Below are 19473 nucleotides of genomic sequence, written 5' to 3' on the forward strand. Positions count from 1 at the left end.
GGTCAGGCGCTGGCGCCCAGCAGGGAATTGACCCTGGCCGGGTCGCCGCAGACGATCAGCAGGACGCCCGCGTTGGCCAGTGCGCCCGCCAGCGCCCTCGGCAGCGTGTCGTCGCCGCCGCCGTTGACGGCGACGACCACGACCGGTCGCCCGGTGGTGCGTTCGGCGGAAATGTCTGCGTAGAAGACGTCGTCGGCCGCGTCGTACTGCGCCCAGTAGGACGCTTCGCCGAAGGTGAGTTCGTGCGCCGCCCACGGGTGCTGGTCACCGGTGGTGAGGACCAGGATCTCGCCGGGTGCCCGACCCGTGTCAAGCAGCAGGTCGACCGTCTCGTCGGCGGCGTCGAGCGCACCGTCGGTCGGCGCGGGGATGAGTTGGATCTGGGCGGCGGCGGGCTCTTGGGCGCGCTGCTGCGGCACGGTGGGAGGAACCGCCGTCGCGGCCGGGGTCACCGGGCCGGAGGGTGCGGCGGGACCAGGGGTACCGATGGGACGGGCGGGGCCGTGACGGCCCGGACCGACGCCTGCGGCGGCTTCCCTAGGCGGCGCGGGACGCGGCGCTGCGGGCCGCGGCGGACCGGGGACAGGACGGGGGGTCGACGCACTGCGGCCGGTGGCCGGAGCTGTACGGGGACCCGGGACGCTCTCGTGAATCTGAGGCTCCTCGGGGATGAGAGGCATGAGTTGATGTCTATCAAATGCCGCACGAATGCGCAGCGGGGGGTGGCGTGTGGATCAGAAATCGAAACCGAGTTGTTCCCCTGACTCGACCGGCTGACGGACCTTCTTGAGGTGCTGCCAGCGGGGCAGCGCGTCCAGATACGACCACGACATCCGGTGCTGCGCGGTGGGCCCCAACTCCTCCAGGGCCGCACGGTGAACAGGCGACGGATATCCGGCGTTGTCGGCGAAGGCGAACGGCGTGTAGTCCGCGCCGAGTTCGGCCATCGCCGTGTCCCGCTGCACTTTGGCGATGACGGACGCGGCGGCGACCGCGACGCAGGACTGGTCGCCCTTGATCACGGTCCTGACCTTCCAGGAACCGCCGAGGTAATTGTGCTTGCCGTCGAGGATCACCGCGTCCGGCCGTTCCGGCAGTCCCTCCAACGCCCGTACAGCCGCCAGCCGGAGCGCGGCCGTCATCCCGAGGTCGTCGATCTCCTCGGGTGAGGCGTGCCCGAGGGCGTAGGAGGTGACCCAGTCGCCGAGGACGGCGGCCAGTCGGGCCCGGCGCTTGGGGGTGATCAGCTTGGAGTCGGTCAACCCCTCGGGCGCGCGACGCAGTCCGGTGACAGCGGCGCACACGGTGACGGGTCCGGCCCAGGCGCCGCGGCCGACTTCGTCCACACCCGCCACGGTCCGCGCCCCGAGGGTGGCACGAAGGGAGCGTTCGACGCTGTGGGTGGGTGGTTCGTACGGCATGGCAGTACCAAGCCTACCCCGCTGCTTCACGCCGTCCCACGGTGGTCGGTCAGTCGGACAACGCCCAGTCCGGGAGGACTTCGGTCCGCTCCCGCCAGTCGACCGGCGGTTGGCCGCCCGGCCGGGACGCGACGATGCCGCCGACGATCGCGCAGGTCGTGTCCACGTCTCCACCGGCCCTGGCGGTGGTCCAGAACGCCTGCTCGTAGTCGTCGAGATGGCGGGCCGCCGCCCACAGGGCGAAGGGCACGGTGTCATGGGCGCTGGTGCGCCGCCCGCAGCCCAGCACGGCGGCCACCGTGGCGACGTCCGCGTAGTCGAGCATGTCCCTGGCCCGTCGGATGCCCGCGTGCACCGCGCTCCGCGGTACGAGGTCGAGAACCGCCCCGAGAAGGTCGGACGGGGCCTGGGGTCCCGTGGGGTCGGCGACGAGGGCCGCCGCGGCGGCGACCGCCATGGCCCCGACGACCGCCTCACGGTGCTGATGCGTCGTGTAGGCGGAGATCTCCGCCTGGTGGGTGGCCTGGACGGCGTCACCCGCGTACCAGGCACCAAGGGGCGCAACGCGCATCGCGGCGCCATTGCCCCACGAGCCCTGCCCGTTGAACAGGCCGGCCGCGAGTTCCCGCCAGTCGCCGCCTTCCTGGCGGATCAGCCGCAGCATCCGGTTGACAGCCGGGCCGTAGCCGCGGTCGAAGTCGTGGTGCTCGGCGAAGGAGTGGGCCAGGGCGTCCTGGTCGACGCGTCCGTGCTTGATCAGCACCGAGACCACCGAGCAGGCCATCTCCGTGTCGTCCGTCCACTCCCATGTGCCGGGTGGCAGTTGGCCGTTCTGAAGTGCCGGGTAGTTGGCAGGGACGAAGAACTGGGAGCCCAGGGCGTCGCCCACGGCCAGCCCGCGGAGGCTGGCCACGGCGCGCGCGGCGCGGTCGGTTTCAGTAGTGTGAGGGGTCATGGCGTCGGAAACTCTGACATCGTGTTCAATCCCGGTCAATCTCCGTGTGCCCAAAGTCACCGGCCGACTTCACCACTCCCCGCCGCCAGGCGGGCCGGGCGTCCGCCACCGCGCGAACGGCCGGTCCAGGGTATAGCCGCCGGAGGGGCCGAGCAGGAGTGTGCGGGTCTCGGCGTTGTCGGGGTTGGACAGCGCCTCGAACTCCTCCACCGTCCAGTGGAACCAGCGCATGCAGAACAACCGCATCGTCAGCCCGTGGGTGACCACCAGCACGTTCGGCGGGAAGTCCTCCTTGTCGAAGGCGCGGTACAGCGTCTCCAGGAAGGCCCCAACCCGGTCGTAGACGTCCGCGCCGCTCTCCCCCATCGCGAAGCGGTAGAAGAAGTGGCCGTAGGCGTCGCGGGCTTTGCGCTGCCGCTGGATGTCCTCGACGTCCTGCCAGTTTCCCCAGTCCTGTTCCCGCAGGCGCGGCTCCTCCTTGGCCCGGGTCAGCCGGGGGTCGAGCCCCAGTGCCCGGAAAGTGTGCCAGGTGCGGCGGTACGGAGAGACGAATGCCTGAACCCGTTCCTCGCCGAACAGCTCACGCAAGCCCGCTCCCGCCTCCCTCGCCTGTTGAAGGCCGGTGGCGGTGAGTTCCAGGGCGTGGTCCGGCACCCGCTCGTAAATGGTGTCGTCCCTGTTTCCCTGGGACTCGCCGTGCCGGATGAGCACAATGCGGCGAGGGCGTCCCATGACGATCAGCCTATTGCGCGACTGTCGGTCCGGCGCGCTGATCCGGGGGTCATCCGCCTCACAGTCGCGCCGTCAGCTCCTCCGACAGCTCCCGCAGCCGACGTCGGGCGTCCCCGTCGTACGCCTGCCGGTCGGCCCTGGCTTCCCGGGTGCCGTTGAAGTACCGGCCGGTGCCGACATCGGTGCCTTCGATGAGCCGCAAGGTCGCCTCCCCGCCCTCCTCCACCGAGCTCCACGGCGCTATGCCTCCCTCTCTGACCATGGTGGTGTCCATGTACGTGGCCGGATGCAGCGCGTTCACCGTCACACCGGTGCCTTTCAACGCCTCGGCCAGGTCGAAGGTGAACATGACCTGTGCGAGCTTGCTCTGCGTGTACGCCCGCCCGCCGTCGTAGTCCTTGGTCAGCATCGGGTCGCCGAAGTCGATCGCCTGCTGACCCGCGGAGGCGACGTTGACGATGCGGGACGGCGCCGACGCCGTCAGCAGGGGCAGGAGCCGGTGCGTGAGCCGGTACCCCGCCAGGTAGTTCACCGCGAACCGCCGCTCCACGCCGTGCTCGTCCGCCTCCCGCGCTCCGCCCGGCGAGGCGGTCCCGATTCCCGCGTTGTTGACCAGCACGTCCAGCCGGTCGGCACGGGCCAGCACCTCGTCGGCGAGCCGGTCGACCTGCCCGAGATCGGAGACGTCGGCGAGCAGCACCTCCGCGCGGTCCTCACCCGTCGCCTCCCGTATGGCGTCGCGAACCTCCTCGGCCCGGCGGGCGTCGCGGCCATGGATCAGCACACGGGCTCCGTCGGTCGCGAGGCGTATGGCGAGCCAGCGACCCAGGCCGTCGGTGGAACCGGTGATCAGGATCGTCCGCCGGGAGTCGGTTTCGGCCTTGCCCTCGGGGCGCTCCCCCCGGCCGCCGACAACGCGTTCGTTCATTGCGAGCTCCATTTACGAGACATGCTGACTCGTTAAGAGTATGCGAGACACCATGCCTTGTAAAGTGGATTCGTGGACGAGACACCCGCGCGGGGCAGACCCCGCAGTGAGACCGCCCGCCGCGCCGTGCTCGACGCGGCCCTGCGGCTCTGCCAGGACGGCGGTTATCAGGCCCTGACCATGAAGGGCATCGCGGAGAACGCGGGGGTCGGCCGCCAGACCGTGTACCGCTGGTGGCCCGCCAAGCAGGACGTCCTGCTCGACGCCCTGCGCGACCTGGGTCTGCGCAAGGCGGAGCACCTGGACCCCGACAGCGGCGACACGCTGCGCGACGTCCGTACGCTGCTCGACGCCACCTTCGTGCTCACCCGCAAACTCACCGGCAAGGCCCTGGTCGGACTGATGGCCGATGCCCAGCACGACCCGGACCTCTCACAGCGACTCCAGTCCACGGTGATCGGGCCCCGGCGGCAGGCGCTCCGCGCGCTCCTGGCCCGCGGGGTAGAGCGCGGTGAACTGGCCGGGGAGGACCGGACGCTGGACCTCGCGGTCGACTTCGCCTTCGGCGCCATGTGGTACCGGCTGATCAGCCACCACGCGCCGGTGGACGCGAGTCTGGGGGAACAGATCACCACCGCCCTGGCAAAGCTGCTGAGGCCGGACGGACCCACCGGGGCACGGGCGACCACAAGCGTAGACGCGAGCACAGGCGCGGCCTCATCGGCGAACGAGCAGGTGAGCGCGCAGGCGAAAGAGCAGGCACCGGTCAGCGCCGCAACCCCCGCCGCGCCCACTGTCGGTTGAGGAACACCAGTCGTCCCGGATCGGCCACCGTGCGGATGCCGACCAGCCCCTGCGGCCCGAACTCCGGTGCCACGACGGCCACCACGACATCCCCGGTCGTCGCCAGCACCGCCGCGTCGCCGTTGATCTCGACGATCTGGCCGCGCGTTCCCGCCGGTGCCTGGCTGATCAGTCCGGCCAGGAAACGGGCCACTTTGGCGGCTCCCAGGGCGGGACGCCGGGCCGTCCCGGGGACACCGCCGCCGTCCGACCAGGCCACCACGTCGTCGGCGAGCAGTTCCGCCAGCGCCTGCTGGTCCGCGTGCGAAGCGGCCCGCATCAGGTCCTCGGCCAGCTGCCGCCGCTGCGGCCAGGGCAGGTCAACGCCGGTGGCGGACTCCCGCACCCGTTGCCGTGCCCGGCGCCGCAGGGCGCGGCACTGCACTTCGGGCAGTCCGAGGACGACGGCGGTTTCCGCCGACCCGTAGCCGAAGGTCTCCCGCAGGACGTACGCGGCCCGCTCGGCCGACGACAGGCGTTCCAGCGCGACCAGCCGCGCCATGGACACCGATTCCCGGCTCTCGACCGTCTCCAGAGCGCCCAGGGCGCCCAGGGCGCCCAGGGCGCCGCCCTCGGTGAGCACCGGTTCCGGCAGCCAGGAGCCCGCGTGCGCTTCACGCCGGTGTCGCGCCGCCTGCTCGGGCACGGCCCGTATCGCGCCGAAGACCTCGCGGACCAGCTCGGGCAGCGCGTCGCCCGCGCCGGTGTCGGCCGTACGGGTGAGCGCGTGCCGTACGGCCTCGTCCGCCGCGCACGCCGATCCGAGCATCCGATAAGCGGCCCCGAAAAGCCGCACCTGGTGCGGGGAAAGGGCTTGCGTATCGTCGGCCGCCACTGCTGTCACAGCGGTGGCTTCCACCCCACCCGTGACAGCGCCGCCTATATCCGGCGCGCGGTCGGCACCACCCGTGTCACCCGAGCCATCCGCTCTCAGACCGTCCACCCCTGCACCACATCCACCACGTCACCCGCCACGGACACCACATCGGTGTCGAGTTCGGCGCGCTCCGACAGCCGCGTCACCGCTCCTTCGCGGTATTTACCGCGCTCCGTCGCCGAATTCCACATGGACAGCACCAGGAAGTCGTTTCCCGGACCCTGGCCGAAGACGCCGCGCAGCATGCCGGGAGAACCCGCCATGGCGGGATTCCACACCCGTTGCTGCATCGATGTGAAGTGGTCGACACGGTCCGGCCGCACTTTGCACAGGGCGACGCGCAGGACATCGACGTCGGCGAAGGTCGGTTCGAAGCCGACCTTGACGTCCAGCCGGTGCTCGAAGAGATTCACCGCGAGCATCTCGTAGGTGTCGCCCTGCGACGCGGCGATCCCGTCGTGCGGCCCGGCCATGAAGGCGTCGTAGGACCGCCGGCTGTCCCAGAAGGCGAAGAGATGCGCCATTCCGGGCTGGGCACGGCTCCAGCCGCCGCCCTGCCCTCGGAAGCCGGGCTGGTCCTTGAGCGCCGCCCACCTGCGCTGCCCCCGGTCGAACCCCGCCTGATCCACAACCCCGCAGCGCATCCACTTCACCAACACCGCGCCATCGTAGTGGCGTTGACGCCGGAGATCGTCCCTGTGCGGGGGAGGCAATCGCGTGAGGGACCGGAAGGGCCGGAAAAGGGCGGTGGGGGGGGGGGGGGGGGGGGGGGGGGGGGGGGGGGGCGGCGCCTCCCCCCCCCCCCCCCCCCCCCCCCCCCACCGCCCTGACCAGTCAGTTCAACAAACAGGCCGCGCCCGGATGTCAGCTACAACCGCTCGTCGATCCGCAGCCCTCGCACAGGTAGCAGCTCCCCGCGCGGCGCATCTTGGTGCCGCAGGAGAAGCACAGCGGCGCGTCGGCGTTGAGGCCGAGCTGGATCTCCAGCAGTTCCGTGGAGTTGTGCGCTTCCTTGGGCGCCGGTACCGCCGCCGCGCCCGCTTCGGGCTTGGCCACGGCCAGCGGCTTACGGGGTTCTGCCTCGCGGACCTCGCGCGGCGCGGACTGCGCCAGGCCCTCGACGTCGACCTCTTCCTCGGCGGCCTCGTAGGAGCCGGTGTCCAGGTGGCGCTGCCGCTCGGGCGCGGAGTGGATGCCCAGCGCGGAGCGGGTCTCGAAGGGCAGGAAGTCCAGCGCCAGGCGACGGAAGATGTAGTCGACGATCGACTGCGCCATCCGTACGTCCGGGTCGTCGGTGAGACCGGCGGGCTCGAAGCGCATGTTGGTGAACTTCGAGACGTAGGTCTCCAGCGGGACGCCGTACTGCATGCCCACCGAGACGGCGATGGAGAAGGCGTCCATCATGCCCGCGAGGGTGGAGCCCTGCTTGGACATCTTGAGGAAGACCTCGCCGAGGCCGTCGTCCGGGTACGAGTTCGCCGTCATGTAGCCCTCGGCGCCGCCGACCGTGAAGGACGTGGTGATGCCGGGACGGCCCTTGGGCAGGCGCTTGCGGACCGGACGGTACTCGACGACCTTCTCGACTGCGGCGGGCGCCTCGGCGGCGGCCTCGGCCGGCTTCTCGTCCTTCTTCTTGGCCGAGAGGGGCTGGCCGACCTTGCAGTTGTCGCGGTAGATCGCGAGCGCCTTCAGGCCGAGCTTCCAGCCCTCGAAGTAGACCTCCTCGACCTCTTCGACGGTCGCCGTCTCCGGCAGGTTGACCGTCTTGGAGATCGCGCCCGACAGGAACGGCTGGGCGGCGGCCATCATCCGTACGTGACCCATGGCGGAGATCGCGCGCTCACCCATGGCGCAGTCGAAGACCGAGTAGTGCTCGGGCTTCAGACCGGGGGCGTCGATCACATTGCCCTGCTCGGCGATGTGGGCGACGATCGCCTCGACCTGCTCGGCCTGGTATCCGAGCCGCTTGAGGGCCGCGGGCACCGTGTTGTTGACGATCTGCATCGAGCCGCCGCCGACGAGCTTCTTGAACTTGACCAGGGCCAGGTCCGGCTCGACGCCCGTGGTGTCGCAGTCCATCATCAGGCCGATGGTGCCGGTCGGTGCGAGCACCGACGCCTGCGCGTTACGGAAACCGTTCTTCTCGCCCAGCCGGACGACGTCCTGCCATGCCTCGGTGGCCGCTGCCCAGACGGGGGTGTCCAGGTCGTCCACGCGGGTGGCGGCGCCATTGGCGTCGGAGTGCTGCTTCATGACGCGCTTGTGGGCGTCCGCGTTGCGGGCGTAGCCCTCGTACGCGCCGACGACGGAGGCCAGTTCGGCGGAGCGCTTGTAGGAAGTGCCGGTCATCAGCGAGGTGATGGCGCCGGCGAGGCCGCGACCGCCGTCGGAGTCGTACGCGTGGCCGGTCGCCATCAGCAGCGCGCCGAGGTTGGCGTAGCCGATGCCGAGCTGGCGGAAGGCTCGGGTGGTCTCGCCGATCTTCTGGGTCGGGAAGTCGGCGAAGCAGATGGAGATGTCCATCGCGGTGATGACCAGCTCGACGACCTTGGCGAAGCTCTCGGCGTCGAAGGACTGGTTGCCCTTGCCGTCGTCGCGCAGGAACTTCATGAGGTTGAGCGAGGCGAGGTTGCAGCTCGAGTTGTCGAGGTGCATGTACTCGCTGCACGGGTTCGAGGCGGTGATCCGGCCCGTCTCCGGCGAGGTGTGCCAGCGGTTGATCGTGTCGTCGTACTGGATGCCCGGGTCGGCGCAGGCCCACGCGGCCTCGGCGAGCTTGCGGAAGAGCGCCTTGGCGTCGACCTCCTCGATGACCTCACCGGTCATCCGGGCGCGCAGCCCGAACTTCGAGCCGGACTCGTACGCCTTCATGAACTCGTCGTTCACACGGACGGAGTTGTTGGCGTTCTGGTACTGCACCGACGTGATGTCGTCGCCGCCCAGGTCCATGTCGAAGCCCGCGTCGCGCAGGGCGCGGATCTTCTCTTCTTCCTTGACCTTGGTCTCGATGAACGCCTCGACGTCGGGGTGATCGACGTCCAGGACGACCATCTTGGCGGCGCGGCGGGTGGCGCCGCCCGACTTGATGGTGCCCGCGGAGGCGTCCGCGCCGCGCATGAAGGAGACCGGTCCCGAGGCGTTGCCGCCGGAGGAGAGGAGTTCCTTGGAGGAGCGGATCCGGGAGAGGTTCAGGCCGGCGCCGGAGCCGCCCTTGAAGATCATGCCCTCTTCCTTGTACCAGTCGAGAATCGACTCCATGGAGTCGTCGACGGACAGGATGAAGCAGGCGGAGACCTGCTGGGGCTGAGCGGTGCCGACGTTGAACCACACCGGGGAGTTGAAGCTGAACACCTGGTGCAGCAGCGCGTAGGTCAGCTCGTGCTCGAAGATCTCGGCGTCCGCGGGGGAGGCGAAGTATCCGTGGTCCTCGCCCGCCTTGCGGTAGGTGAGCACCACTCGGTCGATGAGCTGCTTCAGGCTCTTCTCGCGCTTGGGGCTGCCCACCGCGCCGCGGAAGTACTTGCTGGTGACGATGTTGACCGCGTTCACCGACCAGGAGTCGGGGAACTCGACGCCACGCTGCTCGAAGTTGATCGAGCCGTCGCGCCAATTGGTCATGACGACGTCACGGTGCTCCCAGACCACTTCGTCGTACGGATGCACGCCGGGGGTGGTGTGGATGCGCTCGATGCGCAGACCCTTGCTCGCCTTGGATCCCTTGGTACGGGAACCGCGTGCCGGGCCGCTCGTCGTCTCTGTCATTCCGCCTCCCTATACGGGCGAAAACGCCCTAATGTGCGCGGATCTTCCCGCAACACGGTGATGTCTGCCGCCTCGGCGCACCTGGCGCTCCGGCAAATCTGTGGGTCCCCGCCGTTCCGCTCAGTCGGCGGCGACTGCGGGCGCGGGGACTCCGAGGTCCTCGTCGAGCCCGCCGGGAGTGGTGGGTGGCAGCTGCTCGCGCAGCTCCGTGATGGCCGTCTCGAAGTCCTCGAGCGAGTCGAACGCCCGGTAGACCGAGGCGAAGCGCAGATACGCGACCAGGTCGAGGTCCTGAAGCGGACCGAGTATGGCCAGTCCCACGTCGTGGGTCGACAGCTCGGCGCTGCCGGTGGCCCTGACCGCCTCCTCGACGCGCTGCCCGAGCTGGGCGAGGGCGTCCTCGGTGACGGGGCGGCCCTGGCATGCCTTGCGCACGCCCGCGATCACCTTGCTGCGACTGAAGGGCTCGGTCACTCCGCTGCGCTTGATGACCATCAGTGACGCGGTCTCGACCGTGGTGAAACGGCGACCGCAGTCCGGGCACTGCCGACGGCGGCGGATCGAGGTGCCGTCATCGGTGGTGCGGCTGTCGACGACGCGGCTGTCGGGGTGCTTGCAGAAGGGGCAGTGCATGGTTCCCGGCTCCCTTCCTAACCCGCGGTGAGCGCACGACAAAATGGCCTTCGGGGAGCCTTGCCGGCCCCTCGAAGCAGTCCCAAGCATAGGCGATCCCGCGGAGTTTGCGGCCGCCGGCCCCCCGCGAAACCACTACGGGTGGTGGCTGGTGCATATACAACCACTAGATCTGGGGGCGGCGGGCAAACACCGTCGCTCCGCGTGTCGCACTTGCGGCCGGAGGCGAGCCTAGGGGAAGTGTCGTGACGGCCCGCCGCCGGGGCACGGGTGGCAGACTGAGCCGCACGGAGCCCCCGGGACGCTCGGCAGGCCGTGGATAATCGAACTTCCATTCGACCAATACACCCGATACCTTGATCACGTCAGCGGATTTACGCAGATTCACTCGAACGTGTGTTTGGCGCAACCTTTCGAAACCCACTACCGTTGTACTAACTGCCCGCGACTGCGAAGCGGGCCGGCCGCAGTCCATGCGGTGGGAGAACATCGAAAAGGGGCCGCCGTGACCACCACCGCAGACAGCGCCACATTGACCGCCCATGACCGCTCCCAGGATCGGATCGGCCCGTTGGACGTGACAGGCGAAGACAACAGCCCGAAGCCCGCACGATCGCTCCCCGGGCGGCCCCCCGGTATTCGTGCCGACAGCTCCGGGCTCACCGAGCGGCAGCGCCGCGTCATCGAGGTCATCAGGGACTCCGTGCAGCGTCGCGGATATCCGCCGTCCATGCGCGAGATCGGCCAGGCCGTCGGCCTGTCCAGCACGTCCTCGGTGGCCCACCAGCTCATGGCCCTGGAGCGCAAGGGCTTCCTGCGCCGCGACCCGCACCGTCCCCGCGCGTACGAGGTCCGCGGCTCCGACGGCGGCCACCCGCAGCCCACCGACACGGCGGGCAAGCCCTCCGCCTCGTATGTGCCGCTCGTCGGCCGGATCGCGGCGGGCGGCCCGATCCTCGCCGAGGAGTCGGTCGAGGACGTCTTCCCGCTCCCCCGCCAACTGGTCGGCGACGGCGAGCTGTTCGTGCTCAAGGTGGTCGGCGACTCGATGATCGAGGCGGCGATCTGTGACGGCGACTGGGTGACGGTACGCCGTCAGCCCGTCGCGGAGAACGGGGACATCGTCGCCGCGATGCTGGACGGCGAAGCCACGGTGAAGCGCTTCAAGCGGGACAACGGCCATGTGTGGCTGCTTCCGCACAATGCGGCGTACCAGCCCATCCCCGGTGACGAGGCGACGATCCTCGGCAAAGTGGTGGCGGTGCTCCGCCGGGTCTGACCGACCCCAACGAACGGGCCCCGGGACCTCTGCGCCGGTTCCGGGGCCCCGCCATGCCCGCTGAGCGGCCGTCCTCCTGTCGACTGAGCCGTACGACTCCCCTGTCAGCCGCCAGCCTGAAGCCCCGCTCCGGTCGGCCCTTTCCCCGTCCTGTCCCTGCCCTGTCCCCGTCCTGTCCCCGTCCTGTCAGCCGACGACCGCCGCCGTCGCCGCCGCGTCGATCGCCGCCAGAGAACGCCGGACCTGATTGCGGTCGGTCGTGTACCAGAGGTCGGGCATCGAGGACCGCAGGAAGCTGCCGTAGCGGGCGTTGGCCAGCCGTGGATCGAGTACGGCGACCACGCCGCGGTCGCCCATCGCCCGGATCAGCCGTCCCGCGCCCTGTGCCATCAGCAGGGCCGCGTGGGTGGCGGCCACGGCCATGAAGCCGTTGCCGCCGTGCTCCTCGACCGACTTCTGCCGGGCGCTCATGAGCGGGTCGTCGGGCCGCGGGAACGGGATCCGGTCCATCACCACCAACTGGCAGTTCACACCCGGCACATCGACGCCCTGCCACAGCGAGAGCGTCCCGAACAGACACGTCTTGGCGTCCTGCGAGAACGTACGGATCAGCTCACCGAGCGTCTCCTCGCCCTGGAGCAGCACCGGGTGGTCCAGGCGGCCCCGCATGGCCTCCGCGGCGGCCTGGGCGCCGCGCATGGACGAGAACAGCCCGAGGGTACGGCCGCCGGCCGCCTCGATCAGCTCGGCGAGTTCGTCGAGCATGTCCTCGCGGTTGCTGTCCCTGCCCGGCTGGTTGAGGTGCCTGGCGACGTAGAGGATGCCCTGCTTGCGGTAGTCGAAGGGCGAGCCGACGTCGATGCCCTTCCACTGCGGGACGTCCTCGCCCTCGGTGCCCTCGGGGGCCAGGCCGAGCGAGGCGGCCACCCCGTTGAAGTCGCCGCCCAGCTTGAGGGTGGCGGAGGTGAGCACCACCGAGCGCTCGGTGAAGAGCTTCTCGCGCAGCAGCCCGGACACGCTCAGGGGGGCGACCCGCAGCGAGGCCCCGTACCGGTCGTGCCGCTCGCACCACACCACGTCGAATTCGGAGCCGAGCACCAGCCGCTCGCTGACCCCGTGGATGTGCTCCACCGCGGCGAGTGCCTGCTTGCGGACCGCGTCCTCGTCCTGCACGGACTTGTCGCGGGTGTCGCCGATGGCGGTGATGACCTGGCGGCAGGCGTCGCGTAGCGCCGCGAGGACGTACCCCAGATCCTCGGGGATCTCCTCCAGGCGTCCCGGCAGGGCCAACTCCATCACGCGCTCGAAGCCCTCGGCGGCGGTGAGCAGGGCGTCCGCGGCCTTCTCATTGACCAGCCGGGACGCCCGCTTGACCGCGCGGTTGACGGCGCCCGGGGACAGCTCGCCGGTGGCGACCCCGGTGACGCGGGAGACCAGTTCGTGCGCCTCGTCGATGATCAGGACCTCGTGGCCCGGCAGCACCGGGGCGCCCTCGATGGCGTCGATCGCCAGCAGCGCGTGGTTGGTGACCACCACGTCGGCCAGTTTGGCGCGCTCACGGGCGGCCTCGGCGAAGCACTCGGCACCGTAGGCGCACTTGGTGGCGCCCAGACACTCGCGCGAGGTGACCGACACCTGGCTCCAGGCGCGGTCGGAGACGCCGGGGGTGAGGCCGTCCCGGTCGCCGGTCTCGGTCTCGTCGGCCCAGTCGCGCAGCCGCAGCAGGTCCTGGCCGAGCTTGCTGGTCGGCGCGGCGGCCTCGAAGGGGTCGAAGAGACCGTCCTCCTCGTCCTGCGGCACGCCCTCGTGCAGGCGGTGCAGGCACAGGTAGTTGGATCGGCCCTTGAGCATCGCGTACTGCGGCTCACGGCGCAGCAGCGGCTTCAGGGCGTCGACGGTGCGCGGCAGGTCGCGCTCGACGAGCTGGCGCTGGAGCGCGAGGGTGGCGGTGGCCACCACCACGCGCTCGCCGTGGGCGAGCGCGGGCACCAGATAGCCGAGCGATTTTCCGGTGCCGGTACCGGCCTGGACGAGCAGATGGGACTGGTCGTCCACGGCGGCCTCGACGGCTTGGGCCATGGTGACCTGACCGGCCCGCTCGACACCTCCGACGGCGGTGACGGCGGCGTGCAGCAGGTCGGTGAGCGCGGGTGGGGGCGTGGCAGTCATAGGGAGGCAAGCCTAGAGGGCCGCACTGACATCGCCGTCCGCGCCAGGTGCCGCGGATCGTTCGGCGGACCGTTCAAGTCGGGCGGTGATAGCTTCTGGACACATGCCGTTCGAGCGCCGCCTGACTCTGGATGCCTCCGCCGCGGAATATGTGATCGACGTCGCGAATGTGGTGCGTGAACCGGCGCTCGGCGGGGAACGGGCGGCGGATCTGGCCCGGTTGTCGGGTCTGCTGGACGCACTGGCGGAATTCACCCGCGATCCCGCCGTCCAGGTGTACGCGATCACCGACCGTTCCCTGCTGACCGACGGCCGTCTGACGCCCGAGGAGCGGCAGCGCCTGGACCGCTGGTATCTCGAAGGGCTGCTGGAGGTCCTGCCGAGGGCGGACGACCGCATCCTGGAGCTGGCCGACGCGCTGGAGCTGCGGGTGGTCAGCGCGGACAATTTCCTGGACTTCCACCGCGCCTATCCGTGGATTCCCGGCAACCGGGACCGTTTCCTGCGGCCCTTCCTCCAGCCGGACGGCGTGATCGGCGTACGGCCGCGGATCATGCCGGTGCCTCCCGAGTGGCAGGTCTCCCGCAAGGAGGAGGAAGGGCTGCTCCTGGAGGCGGGCGTGTACCGGCGCTGGGACCGGTCGGCGCACCGGGCGGTCCTCAGCCGTGACTGGCGTTGTCCCGAGGCCGACTGCCCGCTGTTCGGCGCCGCCGACCGGCCGAGCACCGCGCTCCCCCGCCGCCGGAAATCCCAGGTTCTCTGCCCGACGCACGGGCTGCCCCTGGCGGACGCGGGTCCCCGTCCGTCCCGCGCGCAGGTGAAGGTGGTCATGGACGGGACGGTGCGGGGCCGCTTCATGGTGACGGCGGGCGAGCCGCTCGCGGTCGGCCGGGCGCCCGCCGACGGCGGTGTCGTCCTCGGCGCCTGGATCGACGACACCGAGGTCGAGTCGGTGAGCCGTACCCATGTGATGGTCAGTTACGACGGCACAGGGCTGAGCGTGGTGGACGAGCGCAGTGCGAACGGCACCTGGGTGCGGCGCCGCCGCCCCACTGGTGACGAGTTGGTGCCGCTGCCGCACGGCGCGCTGTGGCATCTGCGCCAGGGGGATTCCGTCGTCCTGCACGAACGGCTGGAACTGCTGCCCAGCGGCCGTCAGTTCGTCTTCGAGGAGGACCCGGCGGAAGGTACCGTCGGACCGCGGGTGAGCGCGGACGCGGCGGGTCCCACCATGATGGCCGTACCGTGGCCGCCGGGGCAGGAGCCCGGGTGAACCGGGCCGCGACGGCGAACGAGCGGGGACGAGGACGACGTGTCGGGGGAGATCGGGATCGGTACGGTCCTCAGCGACCGGTACCTCCTGGAGGAGTCGCTGGGCGGCGGCGGGTACGGGCAGGTCTACGCGGCTCTCGACCGGAGTCTGGGGCGGCGTGTCGCGGTGAAGGTGCTGACGCTGCGCGCCGATTGGGGCGACGGCGAGCGTGACGAGCGCCAGGGTCGGTTCCGCAGGGAGGCGATGGCCGCCGCCGCGCTGAGCCATCCCAATGTGGCCACCGTCCATGACGCGGGCGAGCACCGGGGCAGGCCGTTCATCGTCATGGAGTTGCTGCGCGGCGCGGACTTCCGCCAAGTGCTGCTGGACCGCGGCGGACTGCCGGTGGCCGATGTCATCGCCTATGGCGCGCAGATCAGCGCCGGGCTGCGGCACGCGCATGAGCGCGGGCTCGTCCACCGGGACATCAAGCCGGAGAATCTGATGCTTCTCCCGGACGGCGTCGTCAAGATCTGCGACTTCGGCCTGGTGGCGCACCGCGACGACAGCGCCACGCGGTACACCGATCCGCGGGCGGTCATGGGCTCGCCGCCGTACTTCTCGCCCGAGCAGGCGCGCGGCGCCGAGGTGACCGCGCGGTCCGACCTCTATTCGCTCGGCTGTGTGCTGTACGCGATGCTCGCCGAGGGACCGCCCTTCTCGGCCGGGACATCCGTGGGATACGCGTACATGCACGTCCACGAGGCGCCGGAGCCCATCGAGCGGCGGCGCCCCGAGGTGCCCGCCGGACTCGCGCGCCTGGTGCACCGGATGCTCGCCAAGAAGCCGGACGACCGGCCCGCCGACGCCGGGGAGGTGGCCGAGCGGCTGCGCGCGCTGATGCGGCCCGCTCCCGTACGGCGCAGTCCCACGGTGCTGGACCAGAGCGCCGGCCATGTGCTGTGGGCGCTACTGGAGGACGCCGAGGGGCTGCTCGCCGCGGACCGGTTCACCGACGCGGACGAGCGCTACTGGCAGGCGCTCCAGCACATCGCGCGCCAGGGTGCGGAAAACGAGGCCGCACCATTTGCGGCGCTTTTCGGCCGGGCGCGGGCCCTGGAGGGTCTGAACGGCACGACCGCCGTCGTCCGCCGCTTCGAGGAGCTGTCGGCCGACGCCGCGCAGGCGCTGGGCCCCGAGCACCCGCTGGCCCGTTGCATCGCCGCCTACGCGGAGGTCAGAGCAGTACGCGGACGGTGACGTCGGCGGCGAGCCGGAGGGTGTCGCCGGGGCGTACGGGTGCCCGCTCGCCGGGCGCGAGCCGGTAGCCGTGGACGAAGGTGCCGTTCGTGGAGCTCTCGTCGGAGATCCAGGCGGAGCCGTCGGGCTCGACGCCGATCATGGCGTGGATACGGGACAGATTGTCGTGCGCGGCGAGGAAGGGCACGGCGGGGCAGTGCTTCGGGTCGCGGCCGAGCCGGATCGAGTTGGCCGGCTCCACCGCGACGATCTCGCCGCTGGGGAACCGCAGTCGCAGCGCCCGCGGCGGTGCGTCCCTGCGCGTCTCCAGGGGTCGGGGCAGCGCTCCGGGGATCACGTTGATCACTCGGGTGTGTTCGGAGTCGGCGCCGTGGGCGCTCGGCAGCAGCGCGGTCGGTTCCGGGGATGCCTCGGGGGCGGCTCCCTGCGGCGGGGTCTGCGCGGCGCGGGCCGCGGCCATCAGCGAGAAGGGCACGAAGCAGCCCTGGCAGAGCAGTTGTCCCGGCCGCACGGCCGTACCGCACTCCGGGCAGGGTTCGGCGCCCGTTGCCTCCCGCATGGCCGCCCCCACCTTTCCGCGGTGATTCCCGTACGCGTTCCGTACGGGATTCCGTACCGGGTCCCCGTGCTCGGATCGTATCGGCTCGGCCGCGGCGCGCCTCAGGGACGGGGAAGGTGGAGGGGGTTGGCGACCGTGCCGTGCACGGCGGCGTGCGGGCGCTGTGCCCGGTCGCGGTAGCCGTCGAGGTGCAGCCGATTGCGGTTGAGGCAGAGCCGGTCGATGCGGGGCGTAAGGAGGTCGAAGGCGGCGAAACGTTCCTTGAGTTCGGGAAAGCGCTCCTGGTGGCGGACGATCTCGTCCCGCACCAGGGTCCAGAATTCGGCTTCGGGCACGTCCAGTTGTGCCTCGCACAGGGGCGCGAGATAGCGCAGGACCCCGATGAAGAGGCCCGCGTGGATGAACTGGGTAAGGAATTCGGGCCGTTCGGTGAGCAGCACCTGGCGTACGTCGTCCGGCATGCCGTCGTGTTCGGGAAGTGGGTCCGCGGAAACGTTGATGTCGTCGACGAAGTCCTTCACCGCGAGGCGTACCGGGATGTCGTGCTCGTCGTAGACCACGATGGTGTTCTCGCCGTGCGGGGAGAAAACCGTGCCGTATTGGTAGAGAAAACGCAGGAGGGGCGGCAGCAGCGCCGCGAAGAGGTGGCGCAGCCAGACGCGGGGCGCGAGACCGGACCGGTCGACGAGTTCGGTAGTGAAAGATCGCCCGTTCGGGTCGGTGTGCAGCAGCGCGGCGAGGGTACGGGCGTGTTCTCCCGGTTCCAGATGGGCGGCCAGCGGCTCGCGCCAGATGCAGCCGAGCAGTTCGCGGTACTGGTACGGGACGGTGGGCAGCCGGTCGTACTGCGGGTGTTCGACGGTGACGGAGGCGACCTCGCCGAGCAGGATCACCCGCGTCTCGTCCCGCAGGAAGGGGTCGGCGTCCCGCAGTCCCCGCACCCAGGCGGTGACGGCCGGGGCGGCCAGCGTGCGTTCGGTGGGCAGGCCGCGCCAGACCAGGGTGTTGAGGACGGACAGCGGGAGCTTGACGGTGCGCCGGTGCGGGCGGCTGGTGTTGAGGAAGGTGCGGATCGACTGCTGGGGCAGCCGCAGGTCGTTGTCAGTGGTGAGGTGGAGGATGGATCCGTCGCTGATCGCGGGGGCGAAGAGCGGCGCGATCACCTGGTCCCACTGCCAGGGGTGGACGGGCAGCAGCAGGTAGTCGGCGGGGTCGCGGTTCCGGTCGGCGATGGTGTGCCGGAAGGTGTCGAGGGTGCCGGGGGTGAGTTCTTCGGCGTAGAGGAGATCGGGGGTGGCGAGCGTGGAGATACCGCGGTATTGGGCGAGGTCGCGGTGTACGGCGATCCAGGGCAGGCGCTCCGGCTTGCGCGCCTCGGGTGCCCAGCGGGCGGCGTCGGCGGCGGAGAAGCCGATACGTCCCTTGTTGGCGACCAGCCAGGGGTGGCCGGTCTGGTGGCCTTCGAGGTCGGCGTAGTCCAGGTCGGCGAGTTCGGCCGCCGTCAGCGCGGTGCTGTCGAGCCGCACGTCGGCGCGGAGCGTCGCGAGGAGTTCCTGGATCAGGTGCCCTGTGGTGTCGCCGCTCAGGCCGAGCACGCTCTCGTGGCCGTGCAGCAGGAAGTGCAGCGGGTCACCGGTCGGCGTGACGCTGTCCGCGTCCACGTACCAACTGCCGTACGCGCCGCGCCGGGCGCGGAAGCGGTAGGTCACGTCCGGGCTGAGCCGTAGCCGGTACGCGGTCGGGCCCTCGGCGGGCTCCGGTTCGGGGACGATCACCTCCTCGTACGCGAACTCGGCGAGCATCTTGGCCAGCAGGCGCCTGGCCGCGTGCTGCCAGGCGGCGGAGTCGGACACGGAGGGGGTGAGCACAGTGGGGCTCCTGCGGTGGGGACCTGGTGACCTGGAAGGCAGGGGTGAGGAGGGTTCGGGGAACCGCCGTCGAGGCAGCGCCCGAAGGACGCGGTGTCGGGGCGCAGGCGTTGCCGGCCGGGCTCAGAGCCGGTGGCGCAGCGAACGGTCGCGGATCATGAGGGCCGCCCGCTTGCCGGGCAGTTCGAGTTCCGCGGACAGGCGGAAGCCCGCGGTGAGGAAGGCGGCGACGGAGGGAGTGTTGCGCAGGTCGGGTTCCGCGATCACTCGTGGGCAGCCGGGGCGGTGGTCCAGAACGATGTCGCACACGGCGCGCAGCAGCGTGCCGCCGAGGCCGCGTGCCCGGTCGGCGACGCCGCCGATGAGCAGGTGGACGCCGATGTCGTGCGGCCGGGCCGGATAGAAACGGGCGACCGGGTCCAGATCGGCGCGGTAGATCTCCCAGTAGCTCATCGGCGTGCCGTCCAGCACGCCGAGGCAGGGCACGCTGCGTCCGTCACCCTCGGTCTGGCCGCGCAGGTGCCGCTCGGTGACGCGCTCGTCGCCGGCCAGCTCCCAGAATTCGGCGACGGCCGGGTCGTTCATCCAGCGGGTGAGCAGCGGCAGGTCGCGGTCGACGCGGACCGGCACCAGCCGGAAGGAGCCTGCGGGGGTCTCGACGGCCGGCCAGGAGGCGGCCGCGCCGAGGAGTCCTGGCCTCGCGGCGCCCGCCGGGTCATCGGTATCCGGTTCGGCGGCGTCGAACGCCGTCGCGGCGAAGAGGGCCAGGACCTCGGGCGGCAGCTTCAGGTCGAGGGTGTCCTCGGTGCTGGAGTCGGCGGGTGTCACGGAAGCTCCTTCCTCTCCTGAGCGGGGTCCGATCCTCGTCGGGAGTCCGGGCCGGTTCCCGGCGGGGATCCGGTGCGGGTCCGGGGGCGAGGACCGGGGACGGACGC

17 protein-coding genes are annotated in these 19473 nt (G+C 70.8%); 4 read left to right on the plus strand and 13 right to left on the minus strand.

What is annotated here, in order from left to right:
* Positions 1-2: 2 nt before the first annotated feature.
* The 5 genes from ACZ37P_RS35855 to ACZ37P_RS35875 form a co-directional block, all read right to left on the minus strand.
* On the minus strand, positions 3-680 hold the full coding sequence (locus tag ACZ37P_RS35855) for a hypothetical protein (protein WP_467350604.1): 678 nt from the start codon (positions 678-680) through the stop codon (positions 3-5).
* 54 nt (positions 681-734) lie between these two features.
* Entirely contained in the window at positions 735-1421 is a 687-nt protein-coding gene (locus tag ACZ37P_RS35860) for a ribonuclease HII (RefSeq protein ID WP_355338254.1), read from the minus strand.
* A gap of 49 nt (positions 1422-1470) precedes the next feature.
* A complete protein-coding gene (locus ACZ37P_RS35865; protein WP_402713638.1) occupies positions 1471-2376 on the minus strand; it encodes an ADP-ribosylglycohydrolase family protein in 906 nt (301 codons plus the stop codon).
* 69 nt (positions 2377-2445) lie between these two features.
* Positions 2446-3108, minus strand: a complete 663-nt coding sequence (locus tag ACZ37P_RS35870; protein WP_391049005.1) for a histidine phosphatase family protein — start codon at positions 3106-3108, stop codon at positions 2446-2448.
* A gap of 58 nt (positions 3109-3166) precedes the next feature.
* Positions 3167-4036: an SDR family NAD(P)-dependent oxidoreductase gene (locus tag ACZ37P_RS35875; protein ID WP_467350607.1), complete on the minus strand. Its 870-nt coding sequence runs from the start codon at positions 4034-4036 to the stop codon at positions 3167-3169.
* A gap of 72 nt (positions 4037-4108) precedes the next feature.
* Between ACZ37P_RS35875 and ACZ37P_RS35880 the strand changes: the two genes are divergently transcribed.
* Positions 4109-4840: a TetR/AcrR family transcriptional regulator gene (locus ACZ37P_RS35880; protein ID WP_467350608.1), complete on the plus strand. Its 732-nt coding sequence runs from the start codon at positions 4109-4111 to the stop codon at positions 4838-4840.
* Here ACZ37P_RS35880 and ACZ37P_RS35885 read toward each other — a convergent pair.
* The 4 genes from ACZ37P_RS35885 to nrdR all read right to left on the minus strand — a co-directional run bounded on the left by ACZ37P_RS35885 (position 4803) and on the right by nrdR (position 10151).
* Entirely contained in the window at positions 4803-5648 is an 846-nt protein-coding gene (locus tag ACZ37P_RS35885) for a sigma factor-like helix-turn-helix DNA-binding protein (protein WP_467350610.1), read from the minus strand. The genes ACZ37P_RS35880 and ACZ37P_RS35885 overlap by 38 nt on opposite strands.
* Positions 5649-5809: 161 nt before the next feature.
* Positions 5810-6415, minus strand: coding sequence for a YdbC family protein (locus ACZ37P_RS35890; protein ID WP_391049019.1), 606 nt, complete (start codon positions 6413-6415; stop codon positions 5810-5812).
* 205 nt (positions 6416-6620) lie between these two features.
* Positions 6621-9518: a vitamin B12-dependent ribonucleotide reductase gene (locus ACZ37P_RS35895; RefSeq protein WP_355338233.1), complete on the minus strand. Its 2898-nt coding sequence runs from the start codon at positions 9516-9518 to the stop codon at positions 6621-6623.
* A 120-nt stretch (positions 9519-9638) separates the two neighbouring features.
* Positions 9639-10151 carry a transcriptional regulator NrdR gene (gene nrdR / locus ACZ37P_RS35900; protein WP_366567504.1) on the minus strand — a complete coding sequence of 171 codons (513 nt, stop codon included), beginning with the start codon at positions 10149-10151 and terminating at the stop codon, positions 9639-9641.
* Between the two features lie 505 nt (positions 10152-10656).
* Here nrdR and lexA point away from each other — a divergent pair.
* Positions 10657-11430 carry a transcriptional repressor LexA gene (gene lexA / locus ACZ37P_RS35905; protein WP_355338227.1) on the plus strand — a complete coding sequence of 258 codons (774 nt, stop codon included), beginning with the start codon at positions 10657-10659 and terminating at the stop codon, positions 11428-11430.
* 186 nt (positions 11431-11616) lie between these two features.
* Here lexA and ACZ37P_RS35910 read toward each other — a convergent pair whose 3' ends face one another.
* A complete protein-coding gene (locus ACZ37P_RS35910; protein ID WP_355338224.1) occupies positions 11617-13599 on the minus strand; it encodes an ATP-dependent DNA helicase in 1983 nt (660 codons plus the stop codon).
* 103 nt (positions 13600-13702) lie between these two features.
* Here ACZ37P_RS35910 and ACZ37P_RS35915 point away from each other — a divergent pair, with 103 nt between their 5' ends.
* Entirely contained in the window at positions 13703-14872 is a 1170-nt protein-coding gene (locus ACZ37P_RS35915; protein WP_355338221.1) for an FHA domain-containing protein, read from the plus strand.
* A gap of 39 nt (positions 14873-14911) precedes the next feature.
* Positions 14912-16111 carry a serine/threonine-protein kinase gene (locus tag ACZ37P_RS35920; protein WP_467350613.1) on the plus strand — a complete coding sequence of 400 codons (1200 nt, stop codon included), beginning with the start codon at positions 14912-14914 and terminating at the stop codon, positions 16109-16111.
* Here ACZ37P_RS35920 and ACZ37P_RS35925 read toward each other — a convergent pair.
* From ACZ37P_RS35925 to ACZ37P_RS35935, 3 genes are all read right to left on the minus strand, one after another.
* On the minus strand, positions 16089-16670 hold the full coding sequence (locus ACZ37P_RS35925; RefSeq protein ID WP_467350615.1) for an FHA domain-containing protein: 582 nt from the start codon (positions 16668-16670) through the stop codon (positions 16089-16091). The two genes, ACZ37P_RS35920 and ACZ37P_RS35925, sit on opposite strands and share 23 nt — an antisense overlap.
* 101 nt (positions 16671-16771) lie before the next feature.
* The gene (locus ACZ37P_RS35930; protein ID WP_467350617.1) at positions 16772-18538 is read right to left on the minus strand and encodes an IucA/IucC family protein; all 1767 of its coding nucleotides are present in this window, start codon (positions 18536-18538) and stop codon (positions 16772-16774) included.
* A gap of 123 nt (positions 18539-18661) precedes the next feature.
* On the minus strand, positions 18662-19399 hold the full coding sequence (locus ACZ37P_RS35935; protein WP_467350656.1) for a GNAT family N-acetyltransferase: 738 nt from the start codon (positions 19397-19399) through the stop codon (positions 18662-18664).
* Positions 19400-19473: the final 74 nt, after the last annotated feature.

This window comes from Streptomyces sp. NPDC024632 (assembly GCF_055559175.1).

Bases quoted from the DNA above. Each gene is read 5' to 3' on its own strand.
- ACZ37P_RS35910 (WP_355338224.1), bottom strand. From the start codon at position 13,599: ATGACTGCCACGCCCCCACCCGCGCTCACCGACCTGCTGCACGCCGCC.
- ACZ37P_RS35870 (WP_391049005.1), bottom strand. From the start codon at position 3,108: ATGGGACGCCCTCGCCGCATTGTGCTCATCCGGCACGGCGAGTCCCAG.
- nrdR (WP_366567504.1), bottom strand. From the start codon at position 10,151: ATGCACTGCCCCTTCTGCAAGCACCCCGACAGCCGCGTCGTCGACAGC.
- ACZ37P_RS35865 (WP_402713638.1), bottom strand. From the start codon at position 2,376: ATGACCCCTCACACTACTGAAACCGACCGCGCCGCGCGCGCCGTGGCC.
- ACZ37P_RS35875 (WP_467350607.1), bottom strand. From the start codon at position 4,036: ATGAACGAACGCGTTGTCGGCGGCCGGGGGGAGCGCCCCGAGGGCAAG.
- ACZ37P_RS35860 (WP_355338254.1), bottom strand. From the start codon at position 1,421: ATGCCGTACGAACCACCCACCCACAGCGTCGAACGCTCCCTTCGTGCC.
- ACZ37P_RS35895 (WP_355338233.1), bottom strand. From the start codon at position 9,518: ATGACAGAGACGACGAGCGGCCCGGCACGCGGTTCCCGTACCAAGGGA.
- ACZ37P_RS35915 (WP_355338221.1), top strand. From the start codon at position 13,703: ATGCCGTTCGAGCGCCGCCTGACTCTGGATGCCTCCGCCGCGGAATAT.
- ACZ37P_RS35885 (WP_467350610.1), bottom strand. From the start codon at position 5,648: ATGCTCGGATCGGCGTGCGCGGCGGACGAGGCCGTACGGCACGCGCTC.
- ACZ37P_RS35855 (WP_467350604.1), bottom strand. From the start codon at position 680: ATGCCTCTCATCCCCGAGGAGCCTCAGATTCACGAGAGCGTCCCGGGT.
- ACZ37P_RS35925 (WP_467350615.1), bottom strand. From the start codon at position 16,670: ATGCGGGAGGCAACGGGCGCCGAACCCTGCCCGGAGTGCGGTACGGCC.